At 53.8% G+C, this 23842-nt stretch carries 20 protein-coding genes, 2 tRNA genes and 1 pseudogene; 8 read left to right on the plus strand and 15 right to left on the minus strand.

Features of this window, described 5'->3' with window-relative positions; translation table 11 throughout:
- Positions 1-15 precede the first annotated feature (15 nt).
- From hdrB to MOTHE_RS05705, 10 genes are all read right to left on the minus strand, one after another.
- A complete protein-coding gene (gene hdrB / locus MOTHE_RS05660; protein ID WP_011392709.1) occupies positions 16-888 on the minus strand; it encodes a methylene tetrahydrofolate reductase subunit B HdrB in 873 nt (290 codons plus the stop codon).
- On the minus strand, positions 885-1439 hold the full coding sequence (locus MOTHE_RS05665) for a 4Fe-4S dicluster domain-containing protein (RefSeq protein ID WP_011392710.1): 555 nt from the start codon (positions 1437-1439) through the stop codon (positions 885-887). Before MOTHE_RS05665 ends, hdrB begins: the two co-directional genes overlap by 4 nt.
- Before the next feature lie 176 nt (positions 1440-1615).
- The gene (locus tag MOTHE_RS05670) at positions 1616-2404 is read right to left on the minus strand and encodes a methyltetrahydrofolate cobalamin methyltransferase (protein WP_053094767.1); all 789 of its coding nucleotides are present in this window, start codon (positions 2402-2404) and stop codon (positions 1616-1618) included.
- Between the two features lie 413 nt (positions 2405-2817).
- Positions 2818-3789 carry a CO dehydrogenase/acetyl-CoA synthase subunit delta gene (gene cdhD / locus MOTHE_RS05675; protein WP_011392712.1) on the minus strand — a complete coding sequence of 324 codons (972 nt, stop codon included), beginning with the start codon at positions 3787-3789 and terminating at the stop codon, positions 2818-2820.
- Between the two features lie 20 nt (positions 3790-3809).
- Positions 3810-4559, minus strand: coding sequence for a carbon monoxide dehydrogenase accessory protein CooC (locus tag MOTHE_RS05680; RefSeq protein WP_053094768.1), 750 nt, complete (start codon positions 4557-4559; stop codon positions 3810-3812).
- On the minus strand, positions 4559-6466 hold the full coding sequence (locus MOTHE_RS05685) for an ASKHA domain-containing protein (protein ID WP_011392714.1): 1908 nt from the start codon (positions 6464-6466) through the stop codon (positions 4559-4561). Before MOTHE_RS05685 ends, MOTHE_RS05680 begins: the two co-directional genes overlap by 1 nt.
- 21 nt (positions 6467-6487) lie before the next feature.
- Positions 6488-7828: an acetyl-CoA decarbonylase/synthase complex subunit gamma gene (acsC, locus tag MOTHE_RS05690; RefSeq protein ID WP_011392715.1), complete on the minus strand. Its 1341-nt coding sequence runs from the start codon at positions 7826-7828 to the stop codon at positions 6488-6490.
- Between the two features lie 85 nt (positions 7829-7913).
- Positions 7914-10103, minus strand: coding sequence for an acetyl-CoA decarbonylase/synthase complex subunit alpha/beta (acsB, locus tag MOTHE_RS05695; protein ID WP_053094769.1), 2190 nt, complete (start codon positions 10101-10103; stop codon positions 7914-7916).
- 20 nt (positions 10104-10123) lie between these two features.
- Positions 10124-12148: an anaerobic carbon-monoxide dehydrogenase catalytic subunit gene (gene cooS, locus MOTHE_RS05700; RefSeq protein ID WP_053094770.1), complete on the minus strand. Its 2025-nt coding sequence runs from the start codon at positions 12146-12148 to the stop codon at positions 10124-10126.
- Between the two features lie 116 nt (positions 12149-12264).
- Positions 12265-13014, minus strand: a complete 750-nt coding sequence (locus MOTHE_RS05705; protein ID WP_011392718.1) for an ATP-binding protein — start codon at positions 13012-13014, stop codon at positions 12265-12267.
- A gap of 660 nt (positions 13015-13674) precedes the next feature.
- On the opposite strand from MOTHE_RS05705, the gene MOTHE_RS14240 reads away from it, so the two are divergent.
- A complete protein-coding gene (locus MOTHE_RS14240) occupies positions 13675-13980 on the plus strand; it encodes a PocR ligand-binding domain-containing protein (RefSeq protein ID WP_259372345.1) in 306 nt (101 codons plus the stop codon).
- A gap of 3 nt (positions 13981-13983) precedes the next feature.
- Entirely contained in the window at positions 13984-14943 is a 960-nt protein-coding gene (locus MOTHE_RS05710; protein ID WP_236683292.1) for a helix-turn-helix domain-containing protein, read from the plus strand.
- Positions 14944-14992: 49 nt separating this feature from the next.
- Here MOTHE_RS05710 and MOTHE_RS05715 read toward each other — a convergent pair whose 3' ends face one another.
- Entirely contained in the window at positions 14993-15667 is a 675-nt protein-coding gene (locus tag MOTHE_RS05715; RefSeq protein ID WP_011392720.1) for a corrinoid protein, read from the minus strand.
- Positions 15668-16054: 387 nt separating this feature from the next.
- Between MOTHE_RS05715 and MOTHE_RS05720 the strand changes: the two genes are divergently transcribed.
- From MOTHE_RS05720 to MOTHE_RS05730, 3 genes are all read left to right on the plus strand, one after another.
- Positions 16055-16858 (plus strand): methyltetrahydrofolate cobalamin methyltransferase, encoded by an 804-nt coding sequence (locus MOTHE_RS05720; protein WP_053094771.1) that lies wholly within the window; start codon positions 16055-16057, stop codon positions 16856-16858.
- Positions 16859-16972: 114 nt separating this feature from the next.
- Complete coding sequence (locus tag MOTHE_RS05725) at positions 16973-17605, plus strand: cobalamin B12-binding domain-containing protein (protein WP_011392722.1); 633 nt, start codon at positions 16973-16975, stop codon at positions 17603-17605.
- A gap of 109 nt (positions 17606-17714) precedes the next feature.
- Entirely contained in the window at positions 17715-19145 is a 1431-nt protein-coding gene (locus MOTHE_RS05730; protein ID WP_053094772.1) for a methyltransferase MtaB domain-containing protein, read from the plus strand.
- A 161-nt stretch (positions 19146-19306) separates the two neighbouring features.
- Here MOTHE_RS05730 and MOTHE_RS14245 read toward each other — a convergent pair whose 3' ends face one another.
- Complete coding sequence (locus MOTHE_RS14245) at positions 19307-19426, minus strand: RCKP-type rubredoxin-like domain-containing protein (protein WP_373878625.1); 120 nt, start codon at positions 19424-19426, stop codon at positions 19307-19309.
- A 226-nt stretch (positions 19427-19652) separates the two neighbouring features.
- Between MOTHE_RS14245 and MOTHE_RS05740 the strand changes: the two are divergent.
- The 3 genes and pseudogenes from MOTHE_RS05740 to MOTHE_RS05750 all read left to right on the plus strand — a co-directional run.
- Positions 19653-20780: pseudogene (locus MOTHE_RS05740) on the plus strand (MFS transporter); the annotation flags it as partial.
- A gap of 265 nt (positions 20781-21045) precedes the next feature.
- Positions 21046-21123 (plus strand) — tRNA-Pro (locus MOTHE_RS05745).
- Between the two features lie 9 nt (positions 21124-21132).
- Positions 21133-21208, plus strand: a tRNA-Thr gene (locus MOTHE_RS05750).
- 164 nt (positions 21209-21372) lie between these two features.
- On the opposite strand, the gene MOTHE_RS13270 is transcribed toward MOTHE_RS05750, so the two are convergent.
- The 3 genes from MOTHE_RS13270 to MOTHE_RS05760 form a co-directional block, all read right to left on the minus strand.
- Complete coding sequence (locus MOTHE_RS13270; RefSeq protein ID WP_158499100.1) at positions 21373-21522, minus strand: hypothetical protein; 150 nt, start codon at positions 21520-21522, stop codon at positions 21373-21375.
- Between the two features lie 152 nt (positions 21523-21674).
- Positions 21675-22205 (minus strand): nitroreductase family protein, encoded by a 531-nt coding sequence (locus MOTHE_RS05755; RefSeq protein ID WP_011392726.1) that lies wholly within the window; start codon positions 22203-22205, stop codon positions 21675-21677.
- Between the two features lie 88 nt (positions 22206-22293).
- Complete coding sequence (locus MOTHE_RS05760) at positions 22294-23805, minus strand: DNA methyltransferase (protein WP_053094773.1); 1512 nt, start codon at positions 23803-23805, stop codon at positions 22294-22296.
- Between the last annotated feature and the right edge of the window lie 37 nt (positions 23806-23842).

Here is a 23842-nt window from a genome sequence, read left to right on the forward strand (position 1 = left end):
CTCACAACCTTTCCGCTAAGAGGCTGCCAGTAATCCCTGCTGGTGCAAAAGGGGCAGGGGATCGATCAGGTGCTTTCTTAACCAGGGTGTAGCATTTAGACCCAGGGCCAGGCCTATGATTTCTGTAATAAAGAAAACGGGCAAGAAATCCCCTCCGGCTGGCTGGCGGCTGTCCAGGTTGGTCTGGCAGAGAGGACAGGCCGTAACTATGGCTACAGCCCCGGCCCGGCGGGCAGCGGCTACGATTTTACCGACCAGCCCTTCGACGATTTGCGGTTGGGGAATGGCCAGGCTGGCCCCGCAGCATTCATTTTTATGGCTCCAGGACACCGGCATAGCCCCGGCCAGTCGCAAAAGGCGGTCCATTAGCTGGGGCTGTTCAGGATTAGATTCAAAACTGGCTACTTTAGGCGGCCGGGTCAAGAGACAACCGTAATAGGAAGCCAGGGGCATACCGGCCAGGCTCTTTTTCAGGCGATCTTTGATCAAGTTTTCGACCCGGGGATCGGCCAGAACCTCAATGACGTGGCGTACCCGAACCTCACCCCTGTATTCCCGGCCCAGGGCTTGAGCGACCTGCCGGTTAAGTTCTTGAGCCTCCTGGCTGCCGCCGGCCATAAAAGCCTGGGCGTTTTTCAGGGAATTGTAACAGGCGGCGCAGGGAACCAGCAGATCGTCACCGGTAGCCTCGGCCAGTACCAGGTTGTGCAGGGGCAGGGCATGGCTCAAGAAATTGCTGAGGGAGTGACCAGAAGTGGCCCCACAGCAACACCAGTCATCCAGTTCCCGTAATTCAATCCCCAGGGCCTGAAAGAGGGCCTCGGTAGAAACGGAGAATTCGGCCGCCGTGGAATGCAGGGAACAGCCGGGGTAATAACTCAACCTCATTCCCGCCACCCCTTTTCACCCTGGAGTAGGGCCCGGAAACGCTGCCGGTTTTTGATCCCTTCGGGCAGAAGCCGCAGTTTGCGGTGCTGGAACATCTTCAGTCCCAGGGGGACATCCTGGAAGTAAGTTCCAGTTTTCAGTTTAAAGGCAATCATCATTCCCAGTTCATGGACCCGGCCCCTACTTTTTAACGAAGCCAGGAAGGCCTGGTGGAAGGCAGCAACTTCCGGTAGGGCCGGCTGAATTCCCCGGGCCAGGGCCCGTTGCTTTAGGGCATCGTTGATAGCGGCAATATCAATGCCGTTAGGACAGCGGGAAATACAGGTCCGGCAGGCGGCACATTGCCAGATGGTTTTGCTTTTTAAGAGTTCTTCCTCCAACCCCAGCTGGACATAACGTACCACCTGATGGGGCATCAGGTCCATGACCGCAGTAACGGGACAACCGCCTGTGCATTTGTGGCACTGGTAACAGCGATTGACAGGTTGTCCCGATAGTCTGGCCACCGGAGCCACAAGTTGCTGGGAAGGTACAACCTGTTGTTCAGCCAATCCCCTTCCTCCTTTCGGCGCTAAAAAAGCAGGCACCAGCGTACAGCAATCCGCTGGCACCTGCCGTCACGGTATTCCCTGGGGGCATTTACGTATTGCTGCTGGCGCTGGAGATTTTGAAGTAGTAATCTTTTAACAATGCTTTAATTACATTTCGACGTTACTATGAAAAATTCCTACCTGGTTTTAAACATCTTGACAAAAGAATCGCAGTAAACGGTTTGGTTGAGCAAGATCTCTGCCGTGGCTGCCGTTTCGATGAGGGCTTCGTCGCAAGCGTCGGCGATGGCGGCATCAAGGCCGCAGGCCATGGCTATGGCAAGGAAGGTCCGGTTAATCAAGGGCCGATTCTGGCAGTTCTGGGAGACATTACTTAAACCCAGGACTGTCTTGGGAGCCGGATCGGCCAGCATCTTGATCTGCTGGAGAGTTTTCAGGACTTCCGGAGCATGGTCCTGGGCTACATTGGCAGGAAGAATCAGGGGATCAATGTACAAATCCTCCATGGGCAGCCCGAACTCATCGGCAGCGGCTACCAACTCCATGGCAAAGGCCAGGCGGGTATCGCTATCCTTGGGAATACCAGTTTTATTCATGGTCAGGCCTATAAGGGCGGCACCATGTTCGACGGCCAGGGGGAAGAGCTTTTCTACCTTTTCTCGCTCGGCATTGGTGGAGTTGATCATGGCCCGGTTTTTACATTTTTTCAGCCCGGCTTCGATGGCTTTGATATTGGTGGAATCCAGACACAGGGTCAGGTTGCTGACCTCCTGGGTGACCTCGACCAGCCACTCCATGGCGCTGACCTTGTCCTGGACGGCCGGGCCCACGTTCAGGTCCAGGGCGCGGGCGCCGCCTTCCTCCTGGCGCCGGGCCCACTCCTGTACCGGGGCCGGGTCCCGTTCCTGGATGGCCCGTTTGATGTCGCCGAACATACCGTTAATCCGTTCACCGATAATGAGCATGGGATTGCCTCCTTTGAAATAACGTTCTTTTAGAATTTGGTATTTTCTGGACGGGCGGGGATATATCCTTTTGCTCAGAAGTTGCACGCCCGCAGCACTACGGCTCGGTCCGGACCGCTGTAGCCGCCTGCAGATTGCCCTTATTCCTGTTATGAAATCGCGTTGTTCCCTTTACAGGTACCATCTGGCGTCCCCGGCAACGGCAGCGGTTGTCTCACTTATCCTGTTACTACGCTTCTTCGCGGCTCCGGGATATATCCCCGGCTTCCACAACTCACTTTTTCCGTTCATCGAGGGGGCACATGCCTTCCATGAAAGGCTCCCCTGCTTTGCCCGGGGCCGTTTTGTCCCTCGTCCAGGTCGCTAGCAACAAATGCCAGCACAAACCTTTCATGTAGGCCCATTAACCAGGTTTAATAGGCGTTGCTCACCATTAACTGGTCGATATTCTCCTTCACCCTGGCTACGGCTTCCGGATGGCGCATGAGGAGGATGTGGGCGCCGGCCTGGAGCAGGGCAGTGGCGGTAACGGCTTCCCAGAGGATGCCACGCTCGGTTTCCTTACCCCAGCCCGGGTATTCGCTCACCGGTGCCGAGGCTTCCTTGGCGCGCCAGGCCTCATAGCCTACGGTGCAGATGACCGGCATGGAGAGCATCTTATCTCCCTGCAGGGCCCCCAGACGGATGCGTTCCATAATCGAGAAGGAGTATTCAATACCATAACCCAGGCCGCCGATGGACGGGTCGATGACGATATGATCCAGGGGCAGGTTCATTTCATTGATCAGGATGTTGAGTTGTTTACAAATGTTAATATCCAGGGGCGAACGGGCGATGATATTATGCTTGTGGACCATGCAGGCTGCCGTTAGGGATTTATAGTTTTCCTGTTCAGCGTTACCCAGGAGGAGATTCTCGCCGGCAGCAGCCTCGGCTACTGCTTCCAGGACCTCATGGTCCTTTTCCACATCGCCGCAACCTACCACTACCAGGGGTACCCCCACGGCCTGCAGGACCTCTTTAACAGTAGCTACGCACTGGTCCACAGAATGGTTGGCGCCTTCGGGGTCGGCCCCGTCAAGTTTCAGGTAGATAAGGTCAGCACCATACTCGGCTACGCACTTTTGGGCCCAGCGCCCTGGTTCATTAATAACATCGGTGAAGGGATCTTTGAGAACGTCGGGCCAGTCGGGTACGATATCCTGCACTTCCATACCGATTACCGGCCTGTTGACAATCTCTCCTTCGAAATGGTGGAAAGGCAGGGCAGCATCGCCACCGACGACGATGGTATGGCTGCGGGTACCCCCCTGGTCTTTGGTGGCGCCCAGGACAACTTTCTGGACGGCAGCTCGGCTACGATCACGTAAAATCTGGACGGCCATTTTAAAACACTCCTTTCAACTTAAAACTGGCATCGGGCCAGGATAGCTTTTACTGCTTGAACCGATACGGAAGTTGCCGGCAGATCAAAAAGGGGTTTACTGTGAATATCATAATCTACTATTTGCTCATCGTAGGGGATAACTCCCGTTAAGGGTATTCCTGTCCTTTCGATCTCCTCCTGAAGGGGGGCAATATCGCCAGTAGTTTTGGTAACTATCAGGTACAGGTTATTGATTGGCAACTGTAATTCCTGAACCAATTCCCTTACCCTGCCGGCGGAACGGATACCCCGGGCTGAGGCATCACTGATAACGAATAGATCGCTCACATTTTGGATAATCCGCCGGCTGATGTGCTCCAGGCCGGCCTCGCTATCGATAATCATGTAGTCATAATTATCGCTCAGGGTTTCCAGGTGTTTCCGTAAAAGATCATTGGGGTAGCAATAACATCCTGGTCCCTGGGGCCGGCCCATAGTTAGCAGGTCGAAGTCTTTCGTTTCTACCAGGGCCTGGGCCAGCTGGTACTGGACGAATATCTCCTTGCTCATGCCCTCGGGTATGGATTTTGGATTCTTGGTGGCATCCAGAATATCAGCAATGACTGTGTCTATCTGGACACCCAGGGCTTCATTTAAATTGGCGTTAGGATCGGCATCGACGGCCAGGATGCTGCCCTTTTGCCCCTCAATCAAGTAGCGGATCATCAGGGCGGCAAAGGTGGTCTTACCTGTCCCCCCCTTACCGGCTATGGCAATATGACGGGCCATTAACCCGACCTCCTTTCGTCGCCGGACCCATTCCCCACGGATGGGAAGAGTTCCAGCCTGGTATGGGGCAGGAACAGGGCCGATACAAACTCTTCCATGAAGAGGTTGCCGGCTGAAAGCTCCAGGTAGGTCATCCTGCGGGCCAGTTCCAGGGTTTCCTGCCAGGCCGGCTGGGAAAGGAGGGCCAGCTCGGCTCCCTTCAGGGAAGTATTGCCGGCAAAAATATATTTCTCCGGCGGTAGGTCGGGTAACAGGCCGATCTCTACGGCATTGGGGATATGGAGGTAATTGCCGAACCCACCGGCGATGATGATCCTTTCGATGGCGTCTATTTCAAGGGAGACTGTTTTGAGCAGGCTCTGGATGCCGGCGAAAACGGCTCCCTTGGAACGAATAAGGTTTTTAATGTCGGCGGCGGTCAGGACAATATCCCGCTGGGTACTGCTCTGGGTAGCCCAGGCCAGGACAAATTCCGGGCCTTCGTCAGTGGTACGCAGCCGTGGGGTGGCTACTTCCTGGAAGTTGCCGGTGCGGTCAATAATACCCGCGCGCCGGAGCTTTGCCAGGCAGTCAATTAAACCGCTACCACATATCCCGGACGGGCGACCACCGCCGATTACCTCCAACTCGACTTCCAGGGTATCCGGGTCGATGCTCACCCCTTCGATTGCTCCTTCCATGGCCCGCATACCGCAGGTAATGCCGCTGCCCTCAAAAGCCGGCCCGGCCGAACAGGCACAGGAGATCAGCCAGTCGCTGTTGCCCAGGACCATTTCCCCGTTGGTGCCGATGTCAATGAAGAGGGTCAATTCTTCACTACTGGCAATCCGGGTAAAGAGGGCGCCGGAGACGATGTCCCCGCCTACATAGCTGGCTACCGCCGGGAAGATTTGGACCGGAGCCAGCGGATTAATCTTTAACCCCACCTCGGCGGCCTTCAGTACCGGCAATTCGGCTGCTGCCGGTATATAGGGCTGCAGGCGGAGGTACCTGGGGTTTATTCCCAGCAACAGGTGAGTCATGGTGGTATTGCCGGCTATAGTTGCTGCCGTTACCTCTGCCGGATCAATTCCCCCGGAAGTCAGGACCGCTGTTATTAAATCGTTAATGGTAGCCAGGGCCGCCTGGCGTAATTCCTCCAGGCCCCCCTCATTACTGGTGGCGTGAATAATCCGGGAGATAACGTCATCACCATAAACTGCCTGGCGGTTATAACTGCCCTTGCGCATCACCCGTTCGCCACTGCGCAGGTCCAGCAGGGATACCACTACCGTGGTTGTACCCAGGTCAATAGCCAAGCCGAAGGCTCTTGTTTCCCCCAGGGGGGTGATCCGGATAAGACGATTACTTCCCGCGGCCAGGGTAACATCTACTTGCCAGTTGGCCTGGCGCAGGCTATCCGGTAACTCCTGCAAGAAGACCAGGTCGAGTTGCCCCTCCAGGCCCTTTTCCTTGCGCAGGGTGGCCAGCAGGCGGCTGGCATCACTGGTGTTTTCAGTCAGCGTCGGTTCCGGCAAGACCAGGGAGGCAACGCTACACGCCGGGTCAAGGGGATAACTGCCCAGTAGATCAGTCAGGCTGTCCTGCAGGCGTCCTTTATCCTGCAGTAATACCTGGTGCCGGCCCAGGCGGGATTCCGGTGGGATGGCTATTATAGCATCTCCCATAACCATGGTCTGGCACGCCAGGGAATAGCCCTCTTCCCTTAAACGGGCCGGAAGATGGCCTCCCCTGACCTCAACTTTCCCCTCCTGGACCTTGATGGCACAGCGACCACAGGTGCCGGCCCCGCCGCAGGTGCTTTTCAGGGGCAGGCCGGCCTGGTTGGCCGCCTCCATAATGCTGGTACCAGCCGCCACCCGGACGGTGATATTATCAGGTAAAAAGGTGACAGCAAACTGATCCACAGGCATCCCCTCCCGTTTATCCTATGAAGCCAGGTTGGCCCGGGCAAAGGCCACGATGCCGCTGGCTTCCCTGGGGCCAACGATAACTTCCCATCCAGTTAAGTCTTCCAGTTTGCCCTTCAGGACGGCGACAGCCCCGGGAATAATGATCCGGTGGCGTTTAACCTTATTGTCCAGGTCCACCTTTTTCATAACGGCGGCGATTTTCTCGGCTTCAAATTTACCATCGGCATAGGCCGTCAAGACTGACAGTCCGTCGGTATCCACCGAGAGCAGGTAACTGGGGATCTTGGTGCTCTCGATCTCGCCCTCGACGGAGTAATAGGTCAGGGAGAAGTTGGTGGTTACGTAGACCGGCGAATTCTCGTTGACGGCACCGATTTCATTCAGTTTCTCCTCTACCCTGATGGGAACCTGGGGGTCGGTGTAGAGGTTCTGGCGCCAGGACAAGAGGGGGAGCAGGTGTTCTTTGGCATCGGTGCGTAAAACCACCAAGCTAGCATACTTGGTCACATAGTTAACTGCCTGGAGTACCTCGTCTAATGGATTGGCAGCAGTAGTAAGGGCGATAATGGGATAACCGAAGGAACGGAAACGTTTCTTAATGGCCAGGCGGCGGATCTGGGTGAAATCCGCGATGGCCCTGGAGGTCTCCCTGGCACCGGGATCGAGGACCAACTGCTTGTGGCCCAGGGCAACGATTTTATCTACCAGTTCGGCCAGTTCCTCCAGACCGTTACCATAGACGGCCAGGGGGCAGTTGTTTTCTTTGGCCAGGGCGGTCATGGCTTCGTAATTAGCGCCGGTGGCGGCATATAAGAGGGGCTTGCGGTCGGCTACTCCTGCTAGGGCTTCCTTTAATACGTCAGGATCATCGGCCATAAGGACAAGGTTTAACTGGGTAGCGGCGGCTACACTGGCTACCGCTGCCTTGAAAGCAGCAGGGTCATCGGCATCATGGCGGATGGCTATGGCCTGGATGGTGTAGTGCTGGCCCACCCGGTCGAAGTTCAGGCCATTTATAGCTTCGACTTTAGCCTTCAGTTCTTCACTGCTCAAGTTGTCGCTAACCTGGATGGCAATGGCGGTTTCATGGTAAAAACGTTTATCATGGCGGAAGAGTTCCGTCTCATCCCCCATTTCTACGGCAGTCGGCCCGGCGCCCAGGACTACCTTGGCAATGGGTGGTGCCGCGGCCGCGTCCAGGGCCTCCCGGGCGGCATCTGAAACATACGGACAGGAATCAAGGCTGGCCTTTCCGGAGGCCAGGTTCATGGCGAAGGCCAGACAGGTGGGTGTCCCGCACTCGCCACAATTCTTTTTGGGTAGCTGCTTGTAAATCTCCAGTCCCGTCAAAGGCATATTTGTTGACTCCTTTCTTTCATGATTAATTCAGCTCGGTTCCGGGGCCAATCCCCGGGATAGCCCCGGAACCGGGTGCAGGCTCTCACATAATGGGATCTATGGTCAAGGCCGGGTGTCCCTTTTCCTCCAAGTAGGGCAAGATTTCATCCACGGTGGTACCGATGGTCTCATCAGCTATTTTATCGATAAAGTCCTCTCCCAGGCCCTCCTCAACACTACGACGTACAAAGTCGTCGTGGAGGAAATCCTTCAGAGATTTGGGCATCCAGACGATCCGGGCGATACCACCATCGGCGGAAATAAACTTTTTGCTGACGATATAGGTGCGGCCGATGCCCATAAAGCCCGGGGTCTGGGTGCCACCGCCGATCATCCCGGCCAGGGTAGAGAAGGTCATCCCCGAAGGAGTCATGCCGGCGTGATCCCTGGTGGTAATCATGATGCCGTTGCACTCCGGCAGGATGGCCATAATGGCCTCAAAGCAACCGCAGGAGGTCATGGGATTCTCCATAAGGGTGTACAGGCAGACCTGTTCCAGGTTACGGTTGGAAGCTGTATAGAGATAGTCATTTACACTCTTCCAGATACCCTTAATGGGATCAATTTCCCCTTCTTTAGGGATGGGCTGGTTAGGACCGGCATGGTTGATTTCATAGGACGCCTTGGCGTCCAGCCAGCTTACGGCTCCACACAGGCCCACCCGTTCCGGGGTGACAATACACACATGGTTGGGGGCAAAGGACTGGCAGAGGACGCAGGAGTAAAAGGTATCCACTGTTTCATCGGTAAGGCCGCGCATGCGGTCGTCACGTTCCTTGTATTTCTCCCGGGCGACCTCCATATATTCTTTGACCTTGGCTTCATCGGTAAAAATGGTTACCTGGACCCGGTCCACAATGGCGGGGAATTCTTCTTTCATTTTGGCTACCAGGATTTCACCGTAGTTCTTGAAACGGAAACCCTTGGCTACGGCATCTTTGCTGACCCGCAACCAGTTGATGTTACGCTGGCCGGTGTGCCAGAGACCTTCACCGTAGTTGATGAAGTCGTGGATGCGCCGTTCGAGGACTCCTTCAAAATCGGCCTGCATTTTACGGCCATAGATGTCCACCAGAATGCCCAGGGGCAGTTTGCTCCCTTCCGGTATCTGGTCAATATCAGGACCTATGACTTCAATCTTACCATCAGTGATCTCGGATTCCGAAACGGTGCATACCAGCTCAAAGGCCGGCGTCCGGTTGCCGCCCATTTCTACGTACATATCGCCCTTACGGATACTCTCGCCCTCAAAGGCAGGGCCAAAGTTAATGGGCAGATCCAACTTGATCTTGGTGAGCTTGATCCCACGGGTCTCCATGGCTATCTGGACTATTTTATCATAGTCCTCAACGCTGAAGAACCAATCCGGGATCTGTTTGTCCTCCGGTAGGGGCTGGTCGGTGATTACCGGAAAGCCGGTAAAGATGGCCCCGAAGGCGGCAGCCGTCTTGACCATGTCATGCTCGCCGAGATAAAGGACAAAGGCGCGGATACGGCGGCGCTGGTAATCGCGCTGTTCTTCACGGGCACCCGGGGTAACGCCACCGAACATCATACCAGCCCGCAGGGCATAGTTGGCGGCATGAACAATCTGGGTGAAGTTCCCCAGGGGATAGGCGATATAGTCAATCCCCAGTTTGACGTTTTCTTCCAGCAGCTGTTCTACCGCTTCATCACAGATGAAGAGCATAAAGCCCATACCCATGAGTTCCTTGACGATTTTGGCCAGGGCCTTCGAGTCTTTGGCTCGACCCAGGATAATAGCTTCACCCGGAATGGTCCAGTCGACCATCTTGATACCGAAACGGCGGACAACCGGGTCGCCGATGAAACCCGTCCAGGGTGGGGGCAGGAGGGGTTCATCAGGCTTATATTTAAGGTAACGCAGGGCTTCAATGATCTCGGCCGCATACCAGGTGGCTTCCCCGGCCAGGCGGGCATTCTCGAAATTCAGGACAGGGCTTACCTGCGCTCGCTTGCGGTTTAAAATAGGTGGTAAATCCCCCAGTTTTTTGACCTCTTCCCCGCTGAAACAGCGAATAACCGGCAGGTAATAGGCTGTATCAGGATAACCGACGGGATGGTCGGGACCATAGGTCCGGATGGCCTGGTTTAAAAGGATTTCCGCGTAACTGGTAGCTGTAATGGCGCCGTGGTAAACCTCCCGGAACAGGGCTACCGGCTCTTTACCTTCTGGAATAGCACCCTCGAAGATTTTATCAAAATCAGTCATTAACTGACCCTCCTCATCCTCTAGTAACCCTGGCAGAGTTTGGTTTCATAACGTTCAGCTACCTCTTTGTGTACGCCCAGCTTCCAGGTGCGGTATTCCAGGGCGTCAAGGATCTTCCGGGCAGCTACCTGGGGATCCATTTCGAAGATGAAGTAACCACCATAAACGTCGCTGGCTATCTGGGTTAGAATACTATAAATGAGGTCGCTACCTTCTACCGGGGGCATGGTGCCGACATGGGTCGGTACGCCGAGGGATACCCACCAGGTGCCGATGGCGGCAGCCTTACCGCTCATGGCTTCCGGGGCCGAGGCTACGAAGGGCACCTTCGGGGTATCTACGCCCAGATCGTTGGCCATGGCCATCAAGAGGTCGACGGCCCGGGAGTTATCCACACAGGAACCCATGTGGAACACAGGCGGCAGGCCGATTTCGATGTTGGCGCCTTCACCCAGGCGTTTCAGGAAGCCCTTGAGACCATCGCCGCAGTAGGTTTCCACATTGGCCGGATCCAGGAGGCCAAGCTTTCCGGCGGCCTGGGCGGAGCAACCCGTAGCCACCACAAAGACATTATTTTTCAGCAGTTCTTTCATTACCGTCAGGTGGGAGTTATCCTGGAACCCTTTGAGGTTGTTACACCCGCAGATTAAGGCTACGCCAGCCAGTTCACCGTCCAGGATGGCCTGGTTGAGTACCCGGATGGGATTTTGAGCATTCTGGGTAGCCAGGAGTTTGGTCAGGGCTTCAAGGCTCCAGCCGGCGACTACCCGGTTCTTAATCTGGGGGATGTAAACCGGACGGTTACTTTCTTTTCTTTCCTTGAATGCCTCGATGGCCATGCGGATGGCGGTTTTCGCGCTTTCGATAGCCGTAGCCGTTTGATAGTCGATATGGTAGGCACCGGGAATCTTGGCGTTATCGGCAGTAGTGATGATCCGGGTATGATAACACTCGGCTACGGCGCTGATGGAAAGCATAATACACTGGACGTCGACGCACATGGCGTCAATAGCTCCGGTGCAGATGGCCAGTTCCTGGGAGGCGAAGGAAGTAACCAAGGGGATACCCTGGCGCATCAGGACTTCGTTACCGGTGCAGCAGATACCCACCAGGTTGATGCCTTTGGCACCGGCGGCCTTGGCCTCTCCTTCCATCTCCCGCGCCGCCTGGACAATAATCTCACTCAACAAGGGATTATGGCCATGGAGGACGAAGTTGACTTGATCCGGATCCAGGACCCCCATGTTGGCTTCGCTGACCACCGGTTGGGGAGTACCGAAGAGAATGTCGGAGAAATCAGTAGCTATATGTTCACCCGTATAGTCAGCCAGGGCTACCCTGATGGCGCTGAAGACCAGGTTAACAGGGTCGTTATCCATACCCATATGGGCCTGATTGACCAGCTCGGAAATAGAGGCATGAATACCAAAGGGAACAACATTGTGGGTACGGAACTTTTCTTTCCGGCCCTCATTAATAGTGGTCATCAGCCAGGTGGCTTCACCTTCACCCTTCAAGCGGCGGAAGTCTTCCAGGGCCTTCTCGCCTACCTCCTGGGCCAGTTCCAAAACGCTTTTGCCTTCTACCTCAATACCCACCCGTCGGCAGACTTCTTTGAGCTTGGCCTCGTCCTTGACGCTATAATCAGGAGCTTTACCTTCGGCCATTTCTACCAGGGCATGGGCTATATGGTTGCCGTGTTCGCAGTGGGCGGCGGCACCGGTAAGGATCATTAAACCTACATTACGGGCGACAATGGTCCAGGCAGAAGCGCCGCAAATACCACGGCTGCCAGGGCCATCGGTTGCCTTGATACGGCAGGGACCGGCCATGCAGAAACGGCAGCAAATACCTTCATACCCGATTTTACACTGGGGTTGCTGGGCGACGAAGCGGTCAAAAGCGGTGATGACTTTGTCATCCTTACTTTTAACCAGCATTTCCAGGACCGCCGGATCTACGGTGCGGTCCCTGTTTTTGGGTTCCATGACCCGTGGTGCCTCTGAGGGCCTACAATTATGGGAGAGATCGCGGAACCTGGGCATACTGCTTACCTCCTTGGTACATTTAATCCTACACCCGTTGGGTTAACAGGTGTTATTACCCATTTTTTTCCGGAGAGAACTCCGGTTCCCCCCGCCGTATACCCCGGTAATCTGGTTTAATTCTCTATTAATCGGGAAGCCAGTTCAGTAATACCTGTAGCAATAAAGGACTGTGTACTGGTAATCCCGGCTGCCTGGTCAAGGATTGCCGGCTGAAAGGGAATAAGGCCGATGACCTCACCTGACGGCAAGTGGTTGAGGATGAATTCTTCATCCCTGTGGTGGCGCAGTTTATTACCTATAAATTTTATTTGTTCAATCCCCAGTTCGGACGCCAGTTTTTGGATAACCCGGGCAGTCTGGATGCTTACCAGCGTGGGTTCGGTAACGATGAGCATGGTATCTACACCGCGGGCCGTTCCCCGGGTAAGGTGTTCGATACCTGCCCCCATATCCAGGACAACCATTTCCCGGCGTTTCAGGAGGAGAGAGTTGATCATGGCATTTAAAACAGTATTTTCCCGGCAATAACAGGTAGAACCCCCTGGTTTAATAGCCCCCATTTTCAGGAAGAGGATATTATCGTTTTTTATGGTGAAATCCTCTAGCAGACTATCGACCTCCGGGTTTAAAGCAAAGAAAGCCCCCTCCCCTCCTGTACGTTCGGCAATGATTTGACGCATGTCGACTATTGGCTTTAGGGTACCCAGCCTTTCTTCGGGGAGGCCAAGGACCATACCAAGACTAGTATCGGGGTCAGCGTCAACGGCATAGACCTGGTATCCCTGCCCGGCAAAGTATTTAATCAAACCGGCGGCAATAGTTGTTTTGCCGACACCGCCCTTTCCGGAAATAGCCAGTTTCACCTGTACATCAACTCCATTCTTAATCTCTGATCACGAAGATTGCCGGTCAGGTCTATTGTTCGGAAAAATGGACGTTCATTTTTCTGATTACATTAGTGAACTTCTACACAAAGTTTATTTTTCCTGCTACCATCCTTAAAATCCTGCTTTTAAATTTTGTTGAACTTTAACTCGGCAAACAAATTTTTAAACCTGAATTTTGTTCTTTACTTGATGCCCAAAAAGTTATAAAAATTCAACCTCGTTTTAGGCCTTTCGGCCTATATTATAAAACAATTAGCCTTAAAACGAAATAATTTTTATTTATTTAGGAAAGCACTCACAAAACAACAATCCTGCCCTTACAGTGATCCGTCATAAGCAATTTTTATGCACGCTAGCGAGAAGGATACAAAAAATATACACCGAAAACATTAATTAGTACACAATGAAAAAAATTTGTGCACTTACCTGTTAATTGTTCCCGTTGTAAACTCAAAATAGGGATCCTTCTGTCATCACTCCGCCTTGCGCCGCCCGGCGATTTCCGGGCGGGTTGACGGGAAGAGGAATCCCGAAATGAGGAGATTCGTAAATCATTGCCGGTCGTGAGGAGGGCGGGTTATAATGCTGGCGCTAAGTTTGAGCGAAAGAATGGAAGACCTCCAAATAAAAAAGAAGATGGAAAAGGAGCTTTTCCAGAGGTTGTTAAACTCTTTTTCTTATGCTACGAGGATGTTTTCCGCCATAACAGATTTGGAAGGAAATTGCATACTCTCCTCCGAGCAGGGTGATTGCGAGTTCTGCCAGCTGGTCAAATCGAGTCCTACCGGAATGGCCCGTTGCCGGAGTTCTTATGCCTGGGCCGGGGAGCAAGCCCTCAAATGGAAAGAGCCTTATATTTTCAAATGCCATGCCGGCCTTATCTCATGGGTCTGCCCCTTTTTCTACAGGGGCAAGCACATCGGGAATTTTATTTGCGGCTAGGTAATGATGTGGCAGCCCGCCGAATTCTGTCATCACTGGATCAGGGAACTGGCGTCTGAGATAGAGCAGGACCCCAACATTTTGTTACAATCCGTAGACAGGGTTAAGTCGGTGTCGTCGGTAGAGATCCAGGCCGCGGCCGATCTGGTCTTTATCATTACCAGTTACGTAGCAAAGAGCGAGGGAGAGATCTTTGACTTCCAGCAAAAATTGCGAAGAGTCGGTTCCTGGATATGGACGGAAAACAAGAAACAGAAGGATGTCGGGAGCCAGACCGCCGGGGGCAACACAGAGCAGGACCTGAGCAAGATAGGGAACCAGATCTTTATGGAGATCAGGAGATCAGATATCGATAAGGCAAAAAAGCTGCTAGAGCAGCTCGTCCTGCAGATTTTTATCCAGAGCAAGGGGCAATTGGAAGTTATCAAGGGGCGCAGCCTGGAACTCCTGAGCTTCCTTATCCGTACGTCGACCGAATACGGAGTAAAGTTCGGGGAAGTAATCCACTTAAGCGATCTGAAGCTGAGGGAGATAGACGAGGCTGACACCGTAGAAAAGGCTGTCCTCTGGCTTCTGGCGGTGGGAAACGCCTTTATCGAGTTGATTGCGGAAAGGAATTCCAGCGAGGGAGAGGGCATAATCGACAGAGTTGTCGAATATATCCAGAAAAACTATAGTTCGGAGAGCCTCTCTGTTAAAGAAATTGCCAGAGCCAGCTACCTGAGCCCGGCATATCTGGGGCAACTGTTCAAAAAAAAGATGGGCTATTCCCTCACCGAGCACATTAACAAGGTGAGGATCGAGCAGGCGAAGCTCTTGCTCAGGCAAACCGAACAGACCATTGAGTCGGTAGCTATACAGACGGGTTTTAAAGAGCGCAGTTATTTCTGCAAGGTTTTTAAAAAAATTACCGGCTTGAGTCCTAACGAGTATAGGAGAAAGAATTTCTCTCCATTGGTCTGAATATAACACTGCCCGGGTGAACATCGCCCGGGCAGTCGTTCTTACCCTTTCAACAGGCATAATCCCTTTCGCGGTCACTGCACCGCCTCACCAGGGATTGGGCGATACTGATGGCCTCACGGGCCGAGCTGCCGTAGGCGTCCGCCCCGATGGACTCAGCAAACTCCTTCGTCACAGGCCCTCCCCCCACCAGCACCCTGACGCTCTTGCGCAGGTGATGCTTCTCCAGGGCCTTGATTACCCTGGCCATTTCGCCCATGGTTGTGGTCAGTAGTGCCGACATTGCCAGAATCTCCGGGCGGTGCTGCTCTACCGCCCTGACAAATTCCGCTGGCGAGACATTCACACCAAGGTCGACGACCTCAAACCCGGCATAACCCAGGGACAGGGCCACCAGGTTTTTCCCGATGTCGTGAATATCCCCCTCCACAGTACCGATAACGATTTTCTTTCGCTTCTGGAGGCTTTTTTTGGTGTAAGGTTTTAAGGCGAACAGTCCGGCCTCAATGGCGTGGGAGGCGTTGATTACATCGGGGATGTAGAAATCAGCTCCCTGGTATTTGTCCAGGGTCTGGATGGTTGCCGGTATCATGGCCTCTTCCAGGATCTCGTCAGCACTCATTCCCATCTGCAGCCCTGCATTGATTGATTTCAATACACCATTGGCCTCTCCCCTCAGGATGGCGGAAATAATGTCCTGAAATATCTGGGTACGGCCGTTCAAGGTATCACCGGCTTTCCTGTTTATTCCTTCGTAAAACGTCCCGGTTGGTTGCGGTATACTAAAGGGGACTCCCTCCGGCGAGGCCGAACCTTCCTACCTGAACACCTTCCTCCCCCTTCCCGCAAGGGAGCCCCCACCCGAACCGGTCAATATAAATTATACACGACAATTCGCTATAAATTAGCCACAAATTATTGCCTATTTAACATGATCTTAATATTGTAGTAACGTATAATTCAAGGCGGGGGTACAGGAAATGGTTCTGATGGATCTGAGACTATCAAAAGGGATGTGATGGCAGGAGCTGGCTTATGAACTTAAGTTTAGCACAATTCTATCGATAAAGGAAGCTGGATTAATCCATAACCGGGTTGGGAGGTAGATGCGATGCTCATTGTGGGAGAATTGATCAACACCAGTCGCAAACCGATTAAAGAGGCAATTGAAAGGGAGGATGCCGCTTATATCCGCGACATCGCGGTGAAGCAAGTTGAAGCCGGGGCTGATTACATTGATATCAACTGCGGAACCCTGATTCACAATGAACCGGAGATCATGGCCTGGCTGGTTAATACCGTGAGGGAGGTAGTGGACGTTCCCTTATGTATCGACAGCCCCGATCCCCGGGTACTGGAAACAGGATTGAAGCTGGCGACCAGGGGGCGGCCTATGTTAAACTCCATTACCGCGGAACCGGATCGATTCGAGGCAGTTTTGCCCCTCGCGAAGAGATTTAACGCCAGAGTGGTGGCCCTATGCATGGATAACGACGGGATACCATCCACCGCGGAGAAGCGAATCGAGATCGTCAGGAAGCTGGTAGAAAACCTGACAGCGGCCGGTGTCGAGAGGGGCGACATCTACATCGACCCGCTGGTGAAGCCGCTCAGCATCAGCGACCAGGCGGGATTGGAAGTGCTCGAAGCCGTGGGCTTTATCAGACAGGCTTATCCCGATGTGCACATTATTTGCGGTCTCAGCAACGTCAGTTTCGGGCTACCCAACAGGCGGATCCTGAATCAGGTCTTCATGGTACAACTTATGACCGCCGGTATGGACTCCTACATCCTGGACCCCCTGGACAGGGAGATGATGGGTTTCTACCATGCCTCCCGGGCATTGCTGGGTAAGGATCCTTTCTGCGCCGGCTACCTGAAGGCCCACCGCAGCGGTTTGTACAGGCGTGATTGATAGCGGCGGTGCTCCGGAAGCGCGGCAATAAATCGGTTGCATTTCTTTGGCGACCGGTTAAACAAGGTTAAACAAAATAATTTAAATCATTAAAAAGAAGGAGGATTTCTTGCAATGCCCACTTATGAAGAACTCTCCCAGGCGGTATTTGAAGGTGATGAAGCACAGGTGGTGGAATTGACCAGGAGTTTGTTGAGCGGCGGAGCGGAACCCCTGGAAGTGATCAATAAAGGTCTGATCGCAGGTATGGACCGGGTCGGCGTCCTGTTCAAGAACAACGAGATGTTCGTCCCTGAGGTCTTAATGTCGGCCAACGCCATGAACGCCGGGGTGGAGGTTGTTAAGCAGAGCCAGCAAGCCTTTGACATGCCGTCCGTGGGAAAAATCGTACTGGGAACCGTTAAGGGGGACCTGCACGACATCGGCAAGAACCTGGTGGCCATGATGTTGGAGAGCGGCGGCTTCACGGTTTACAACCTGGGGGTGGACATCGAACCGGGTAAATTCGTAGAGGCGGTAAAGAAGTACCAGCCGGACATCGTGGGCATGTCCGCCCTGTTAACCACCACCATGATGAATATGAAATCAACCATCGATGCCCTGATCGCCGCCGGGCTGAGGGATCGGGTAAAAGTAATCGTCGGCGGGGCGCCCCTCAGCCAGGATTTTGCAGATGAGATCGGAGCCGACGGGTATGCTCCGGACGCCGCTTCGGCCACCGAGCTCTGCAGGCAGCTGCTTGAGTAAGACGGCCGGCCGGGTAGACCTGTCGAAGTAGGAAACCCGGGCGGCAGCCCGGGCTATAGCCGGATGACCCTCACGGAACCATGGATTAATAATTATGGAGGGAGCCATAATGGATTACAAGCCTGTTAAAACCTTTAGTGAACTGGAGGTCAAATCCCTGGATGATTTCGTCTACGGGATTGCGCCCCATCCCGTAAAAGCAAAGAACGGCATGGTGATCGGCGCAGGGACGGTTTACCCCGAGATCAACATGACCCTCCCGCCGATGAATATTGAGGAAAGCACCATGCCCGAAGTCAGAAGGCAGTATGCGGAGATGATTGAGGGGATTTTAAAGAGGGCGAGGGACCTGTACGCCCCCGGCATCATCGTGGAACTGGAACTGCTCCCGGAGACTACCATGAAGCCCGAGTGGGGGATCGAGATTAACAAGATCCTGCGGGACAAGATGCACGAGTACGAGGATAAGTACGGGCTAAAAAGCCTCCTCAGGTGTACCCCCAACGACACCAGGGAGATTCTCAGGCCGCCGCTGATGAAACGGGGCGAACTCCTGGAAAACATGTTCATCACCTTTGAGAAATGCGCCGAGGACGGGGCTGATATCCTTTCCATCGAGTCCACGGGCGGTAAGGAGGTCCACGATGAAGCGCTTGTCACCTGCAACATCAGGAAGGCCATCTTTGCCCTGGGTGTCCTGGGGGTCAGGGACATGCGGTTCCTCTGGTCCAATATAGTCAGGATCGCCGAACGGACCGGCGCTATAGCCGGTGGAGATACGGCATGCGGGTTTGCTAACACCGCCCTCGCCCTGGCGGAACAGGGAATGATCCCCAGGGTGTTTGCGGCAGTGGACAGGGTGGCCACCATCCCCAGGAGCCTGGTGGCATTCGAAATGGGTGCCATAGGGCCTGATAAGGACTGCGGCTATGAGGGGCCATACATGAAAGCCATCGCCGGGGTACCCATTTCCATGGAAGGCAAAACGGCGGCATGTGCCCATTTAAGTGCCATCGGCAACATCGCCGCCTGTGTGTGCGACATGTGGAGCAACGAATCCGTCCAGAACGTCAAGCTGCTGAGCGCTCCGGCACCCGTGGTATCCACGGAACAGCTCATCTACGACTGCCGGCTGATGAACGAAGCGGCGGCGGACGGGCGCAGCTTCGCCCTGAAGATGCGGGACTGGCTGACAGCCTCCGATTCCAGGCTGGATCCCCAGGCCTACGTCCTGAGGCCGGACATAGTGCTGGAGATCAGCCAGGAATTGGTTAAGGAAAAGGACGCTTTCATTGCGACCAAAAAGGCGGCCGCCCTGGCGGCGGAGGTCATTAAGCGGGGCCTGGCCCGGGGCGAAGTTCAGGTGTCCTCCAGAGAGAAGAAGTGGTTGGACATCATCAGCTCCCAGATTGAAACAATACCCGACGATTGGGAAGAGTTCTGGTACGAAATACAAAAAGAACTGGACCTCGAAAAATTTAGGCCGGAGGAATATGATTTAGAGGTAATCATGGCCAGAGGAGCTTCCGCAGGGAATTAGTTATTGGAGAGAGGCCCTCCTGTACTTGCCTGCCAGCAAGGCGGACCGCTGTATAACAGGATTACACCTGGCCCCCTTCTTTCCTCCCCGAGGGGGCCAGCCATTCCTCCCTACACAACTTTATAATTTTTATTTCTAAAAAGAAGCTCCCCATGGGGGAGCTAGGAGTTGCTCGCATCTTTTTTTGTAAAGGAATCCTTGGCGCTACACTCGGGGCATTTCCGGGGCTTGCAACGGGCCTCTTTTTCGTAACCGCATTGGGTGCATTGCCAGACTGCCATTATTTTTTTACCTGCCTTTCTGATAATCATTACTGTTATTATATTAATCCACCCAGCTTCAGATGTCAAGATTTTATTTATCTTGACGGGTGAACCAAGGTATGGAAAAATATATTTATCTATGTATGGCCATAAGGGAGGTCTTTTATTGTTGCAAAATGATGCTTACCCGGCGCCGAATCCCCGGCGCTGGCTCATACTATTTGCTGTTATGGCCGCCGGGATTATGGGGCCCATTGACGGCAGTGTTGTCAACGTTGCCCTACCCACTATAGGACGAGTTTTTAATGTTGACTTAAATACCGTAGGCTGGGTATCCATGGCCTATCTTCTGGTCCTGGGAAGTTTAATCTTGACCTATGGTCGACTGGGAGATATGTACGGCTTTCGCCGGGTGCTTTTAACGGGTATTGTCATATTTACAATAGCATCCGGCATTTGCGCCCTGGCACCCAATATCTGGGTTCTCATAGTTTTCCGGGCTGTCCAAGCTATCGGGGCGGGCATGTTTATGGCCATGGGCCCGGCCATAATTACCTCAGTATTTCCGCCCTACGAGCGCGGTCGTGCCCTTGGAACCAACGGGATGATTATTGCCGTAGGTCTGGCTTTGGGACCGACCCTGGGCGGTTTTCTGGTTACGGTGGCCGGTTGGGAGGCTATTTTCACCATTAACATTCCCATCGGGATCATCAGTTATATTATGTGCCGGCAGGTAGTACCGGAATCCAGGGATTTAAAACCGCAACAATTTGATCTCATTGGCGCGGCTATGGGCTTTATTTCCTTGAGTGCTTTCCTCCTGGCCGGGAGTTATGGCGAAGAGTGGGGTTGGACCTCGCCGGCTACCCTGGTGTTAAGCGTGGTATTTCTTGTTGGCGGGTGGCTTTTTTTACGCTGGGAAAAACGCGTGCAGGAGCCAATGCTTGATTTAACCCTTTTTCACAATAAAGTCTTCAGCGCCGCCAATTTTGCCGCCTTGATGAATTTTATGTCCCAGTATGCCCTAATTTTTTTGCTCCCCTTCTATTTACAGCAGATATTAAACTATACCGCCGGGCATACCGGTTTGATTCTTACGGCTTCCCCATTGGTGGTTTTAATGTTGGCGCCCGTGAGCGGTGCCTTATCAGATCGCCTGGGGACCCGTTGGCTGGCTTTTACCGGCCAGGCCATCGTCAGTCTGGCCCTTTTCCTGATGGTGGGTCTGAAGGTTACGTCCCGGGCCTTTGATATCATCTGGCGTCTTTGCCTCTTCGGACTTGGTACCGGTATTTTTCAATCTCCCAATAATAGCGCTGTTATGGGTAGTGTCCCTCGCCATCGTCTGGGTATAGGTTCCGGTGTCCTGGCCACAGTCCGCAACGTGGGGATGGTCTTGGGTATCGCCGTGAGCAGCGGGGTGTTTACGTGGCAGCGTTCAGCTAAGCTGGTAGCTTGGGGGCCCGGAAGTGCAACTGCGGCCTTTATGGCTGGCATGAAGTCCGCCTTCCTTGTTGGAGCCATACTTGCGGCTGCCGGCGCCATAGCTTCCCTGGTCAGGAGCGATAATTTCCCCCCGGCGAGCATTAAAGTATTGCGTGCCGGAGCCGGGCGTGATAAAATAGGTGTGTTAGCAGCGGGATGTAGCTCAGTTTGGCGAGAGCACCTGCTTTGGGAGCAGGGGGTCGCAGGTTCAAATCCTGTCATCCCGACCACTGTAGTATGCCAACGTAGCTCAGCTGGTAGAGCAGCTGACTTGTAATCAGCAGGTCAGGGGTTCGAATCCCCTCGTTGGCTCCAGAAATATCCAAGGCCTCCGGGATACGGAGGCCTCCATAATAAACGGCAACTGACGATAGTTTGACGACAACGCCAGGGAGATGTAGCCCTGAGGCGCTAAATATCCTTTTAAAGCTAGCCTTCCCTGAAATTAAGATGAGGGAAGGCTATTTTGCGACGGCATCCTACACATCCAACTTGTTGACGAATACCAGACCACTGTCCTGATAGGCCGATTCTGCCAGCAGTCTTTCCTGGGCCGGGTTTTCCAGCGTGTTAATTCCCGGGCAATTTTCAATAGTGACTCCTCCCCACCTGTCGTGTTTCCTCGGCATTTTAGAGGCCTGTAGGGAATCATTCCATTAAAGAGCTTGAAGGTTTGCGCCGATGTAATTCGCGAACGATGGCCCCCCTGCCTCCCATGACGACTTTCGACGCGTATACTACCTGGTCACGGAGTATCTCACCAGTGCTAGTTACGACGGGCTTAAAGTTGCATGGGATTATTCCACCGGTCCAGGTGGACCCTGGAGGGGTCGAACCGGTTAGCCGGGGGTTTGTTTTCAGCCGGGTGCCCAACGGCAATCAGGGAAAGAGGTATTATATGCTCGGGAAGGCCCAGGAGTTTTTGTAAACCGGCAACCCTTTCTTCGCGGGGGTAAACTCCCAGCCACACGGTGCCCAGCCCCTTGGCCTGGGCGGCAAGGAGGATATTCTCGGTAGCCGCGGCGCAGTCCTGCACCCAGTAACCCTTATGTTTTTGCCGTTGCAGATCGCCGCAAACCAGGATAGCTGCCGGAGCTTCCTTCAGCATTTGGGAATAAGGATGTACTTTCGGGATCTCATCCAATATCCGCCGGTCAGTTATGACTACGAAGTGCCAGGGCTGCTCATTGCCGGCTGAGGGGGCGCTCATGGCTGCTTCCAGGAGCTCTTTGATATCCCCGGTGGCGACAGGTTCGCCAGTATACCTGCGGATACTCCGGCGGGCAAGGATGGACTTCAGGATGGTATCCATTTTACTTTAGCTCCTTCCTTTGTTCATGAAATTCACAGCAGACTTTTTATCCGCATGTTCACCTTCTCATGTATGAGCCCTGGCAGTGTCAGGGCTTACCCGTTTCTATGACAGTTAGAATCTCATTTCCCAGAATATCAACTACCTGGACGGCAATGGTCCTTTCTTTTTTTGCTGCCAGGATGGCCCGGGCCTGGACCGGTACTGGCGGTTCGTTTTTGCTGTAACCCCGCCACGCCTGCCAACTGCTCTTAAAAATACGCCCGTCGTAATCCCAGTCCACGGCCCAATAATCGATAATAAGGGCGAAATTCTCCCGACTGGCTCTTGTGGCCGTCTTCAGGTCGCTCCTACCTTTACGGGATAACCGGTTGGCCGGAATTGCCGGCAGGTGATACCCTTTCAGGTCGATGGTCACCTCTTCCAGGCCGTTATCCACCGGGGTTCTAGTCGCCTTCGCCAGCAAACGGGGCAGTCTCTGGGCAACGGTTCCCGAGTCGTTTTGATAGAGAACGACAGGCGCTAAACCGGCGGCTGGCTGGTTTGCCGGCTGCACTACCTCAATAAAGAAGGGGCCGGCTCCTGCCGCTACCAGACGCTTGCGGGCTACCTGAAGACCGGTCCACCCTATTTCACAACCCAGCCATTTCCGGTCCAGGGCTTCGGCGGCCACCAGAGTGGTACCGGAACCGCAAAAAAAGTCAGCCACCAGGTCTCCGGGGTTGGAAGAAGCCTTGATAATCCGCCGGAGGAGGCTAAGGTTTTTTTGGGTGGCAAAGCCAGTCTTCTCCCGGGAAAAGCTTTTGATCTGGATGGAATCCAGGCTTTCTTCCCCTTTTAATTCAAATTCGAATGGATTGGCATTCCAGACGTCATCCAGAGGATAACCCTTCCCCTTTGTTTCCCGGCTGCCGCGTCGCCGGTAGCCGGGCGGGTAGGGAAGGTACTCTTTATTAAAGGTGAACCTGGCCGGGTCCCTGACATAGAAAAGCAGGGTATCGTGATTACGAACCCAGTTGCGGGCAGCGCTTTTATAACCGGAGATCCAGCCAATACGCCAGATAATCTCCCGCTGGAAACATTCCGGACCGAAGATTTCATCCATTATTACCTTAATATAGTGGCTGATACTGGCATCCAGATGAACGTAAATGCTACCATTCGACGCCAGTAGCCTTTTCATCAGCTGGAGCCGGGGGTACAGCATATCCAGATAGGCATCAATTCCCCCCCTCCAGGTGTCCCGGTAGGCCGCCCGTTCTATGACCCGGCGTTCCTGGCCGGCGGCCGTCCCGGCGAGGGGAACCCGGTGGCTGTAATTGTCCTGGCTGAAAAAAGGTGGATCGATATAAATAAGATGGATTTTACCTTCATATCCCCTGTCCAGGAGCCCCTGCATGGCTTGGAGGTTGTCGCCCTGGATTAGGAGGTTGCCTTCTGACTCTGATAATAAGGATTGCTGCCGGTCCAGGCCATTTCCTGCCGTTGGTATAACCAGTTCTTTTGGTTGTAAGGCATATTTACCCTGATGGATTTCTCCTGCCGTTTTTGTATCCCAAACCAGGCAGGCCGAACCGCGGGTTGTCAGACGTTTAGCCAAGGGTTACCTGCCTCCTGATTATTAGTTCCTGGGAATG

The sequence above is a fragment of the Moorella thermoacetica genome, from assembly GCF_001267405.1.
GTDB classification, from domain to species: Bacteria; Bacillota; DSM-521; order Neomoorellales; family Neomoorellaceae; genus Neomoorella; species Neomoorella thermoacetica.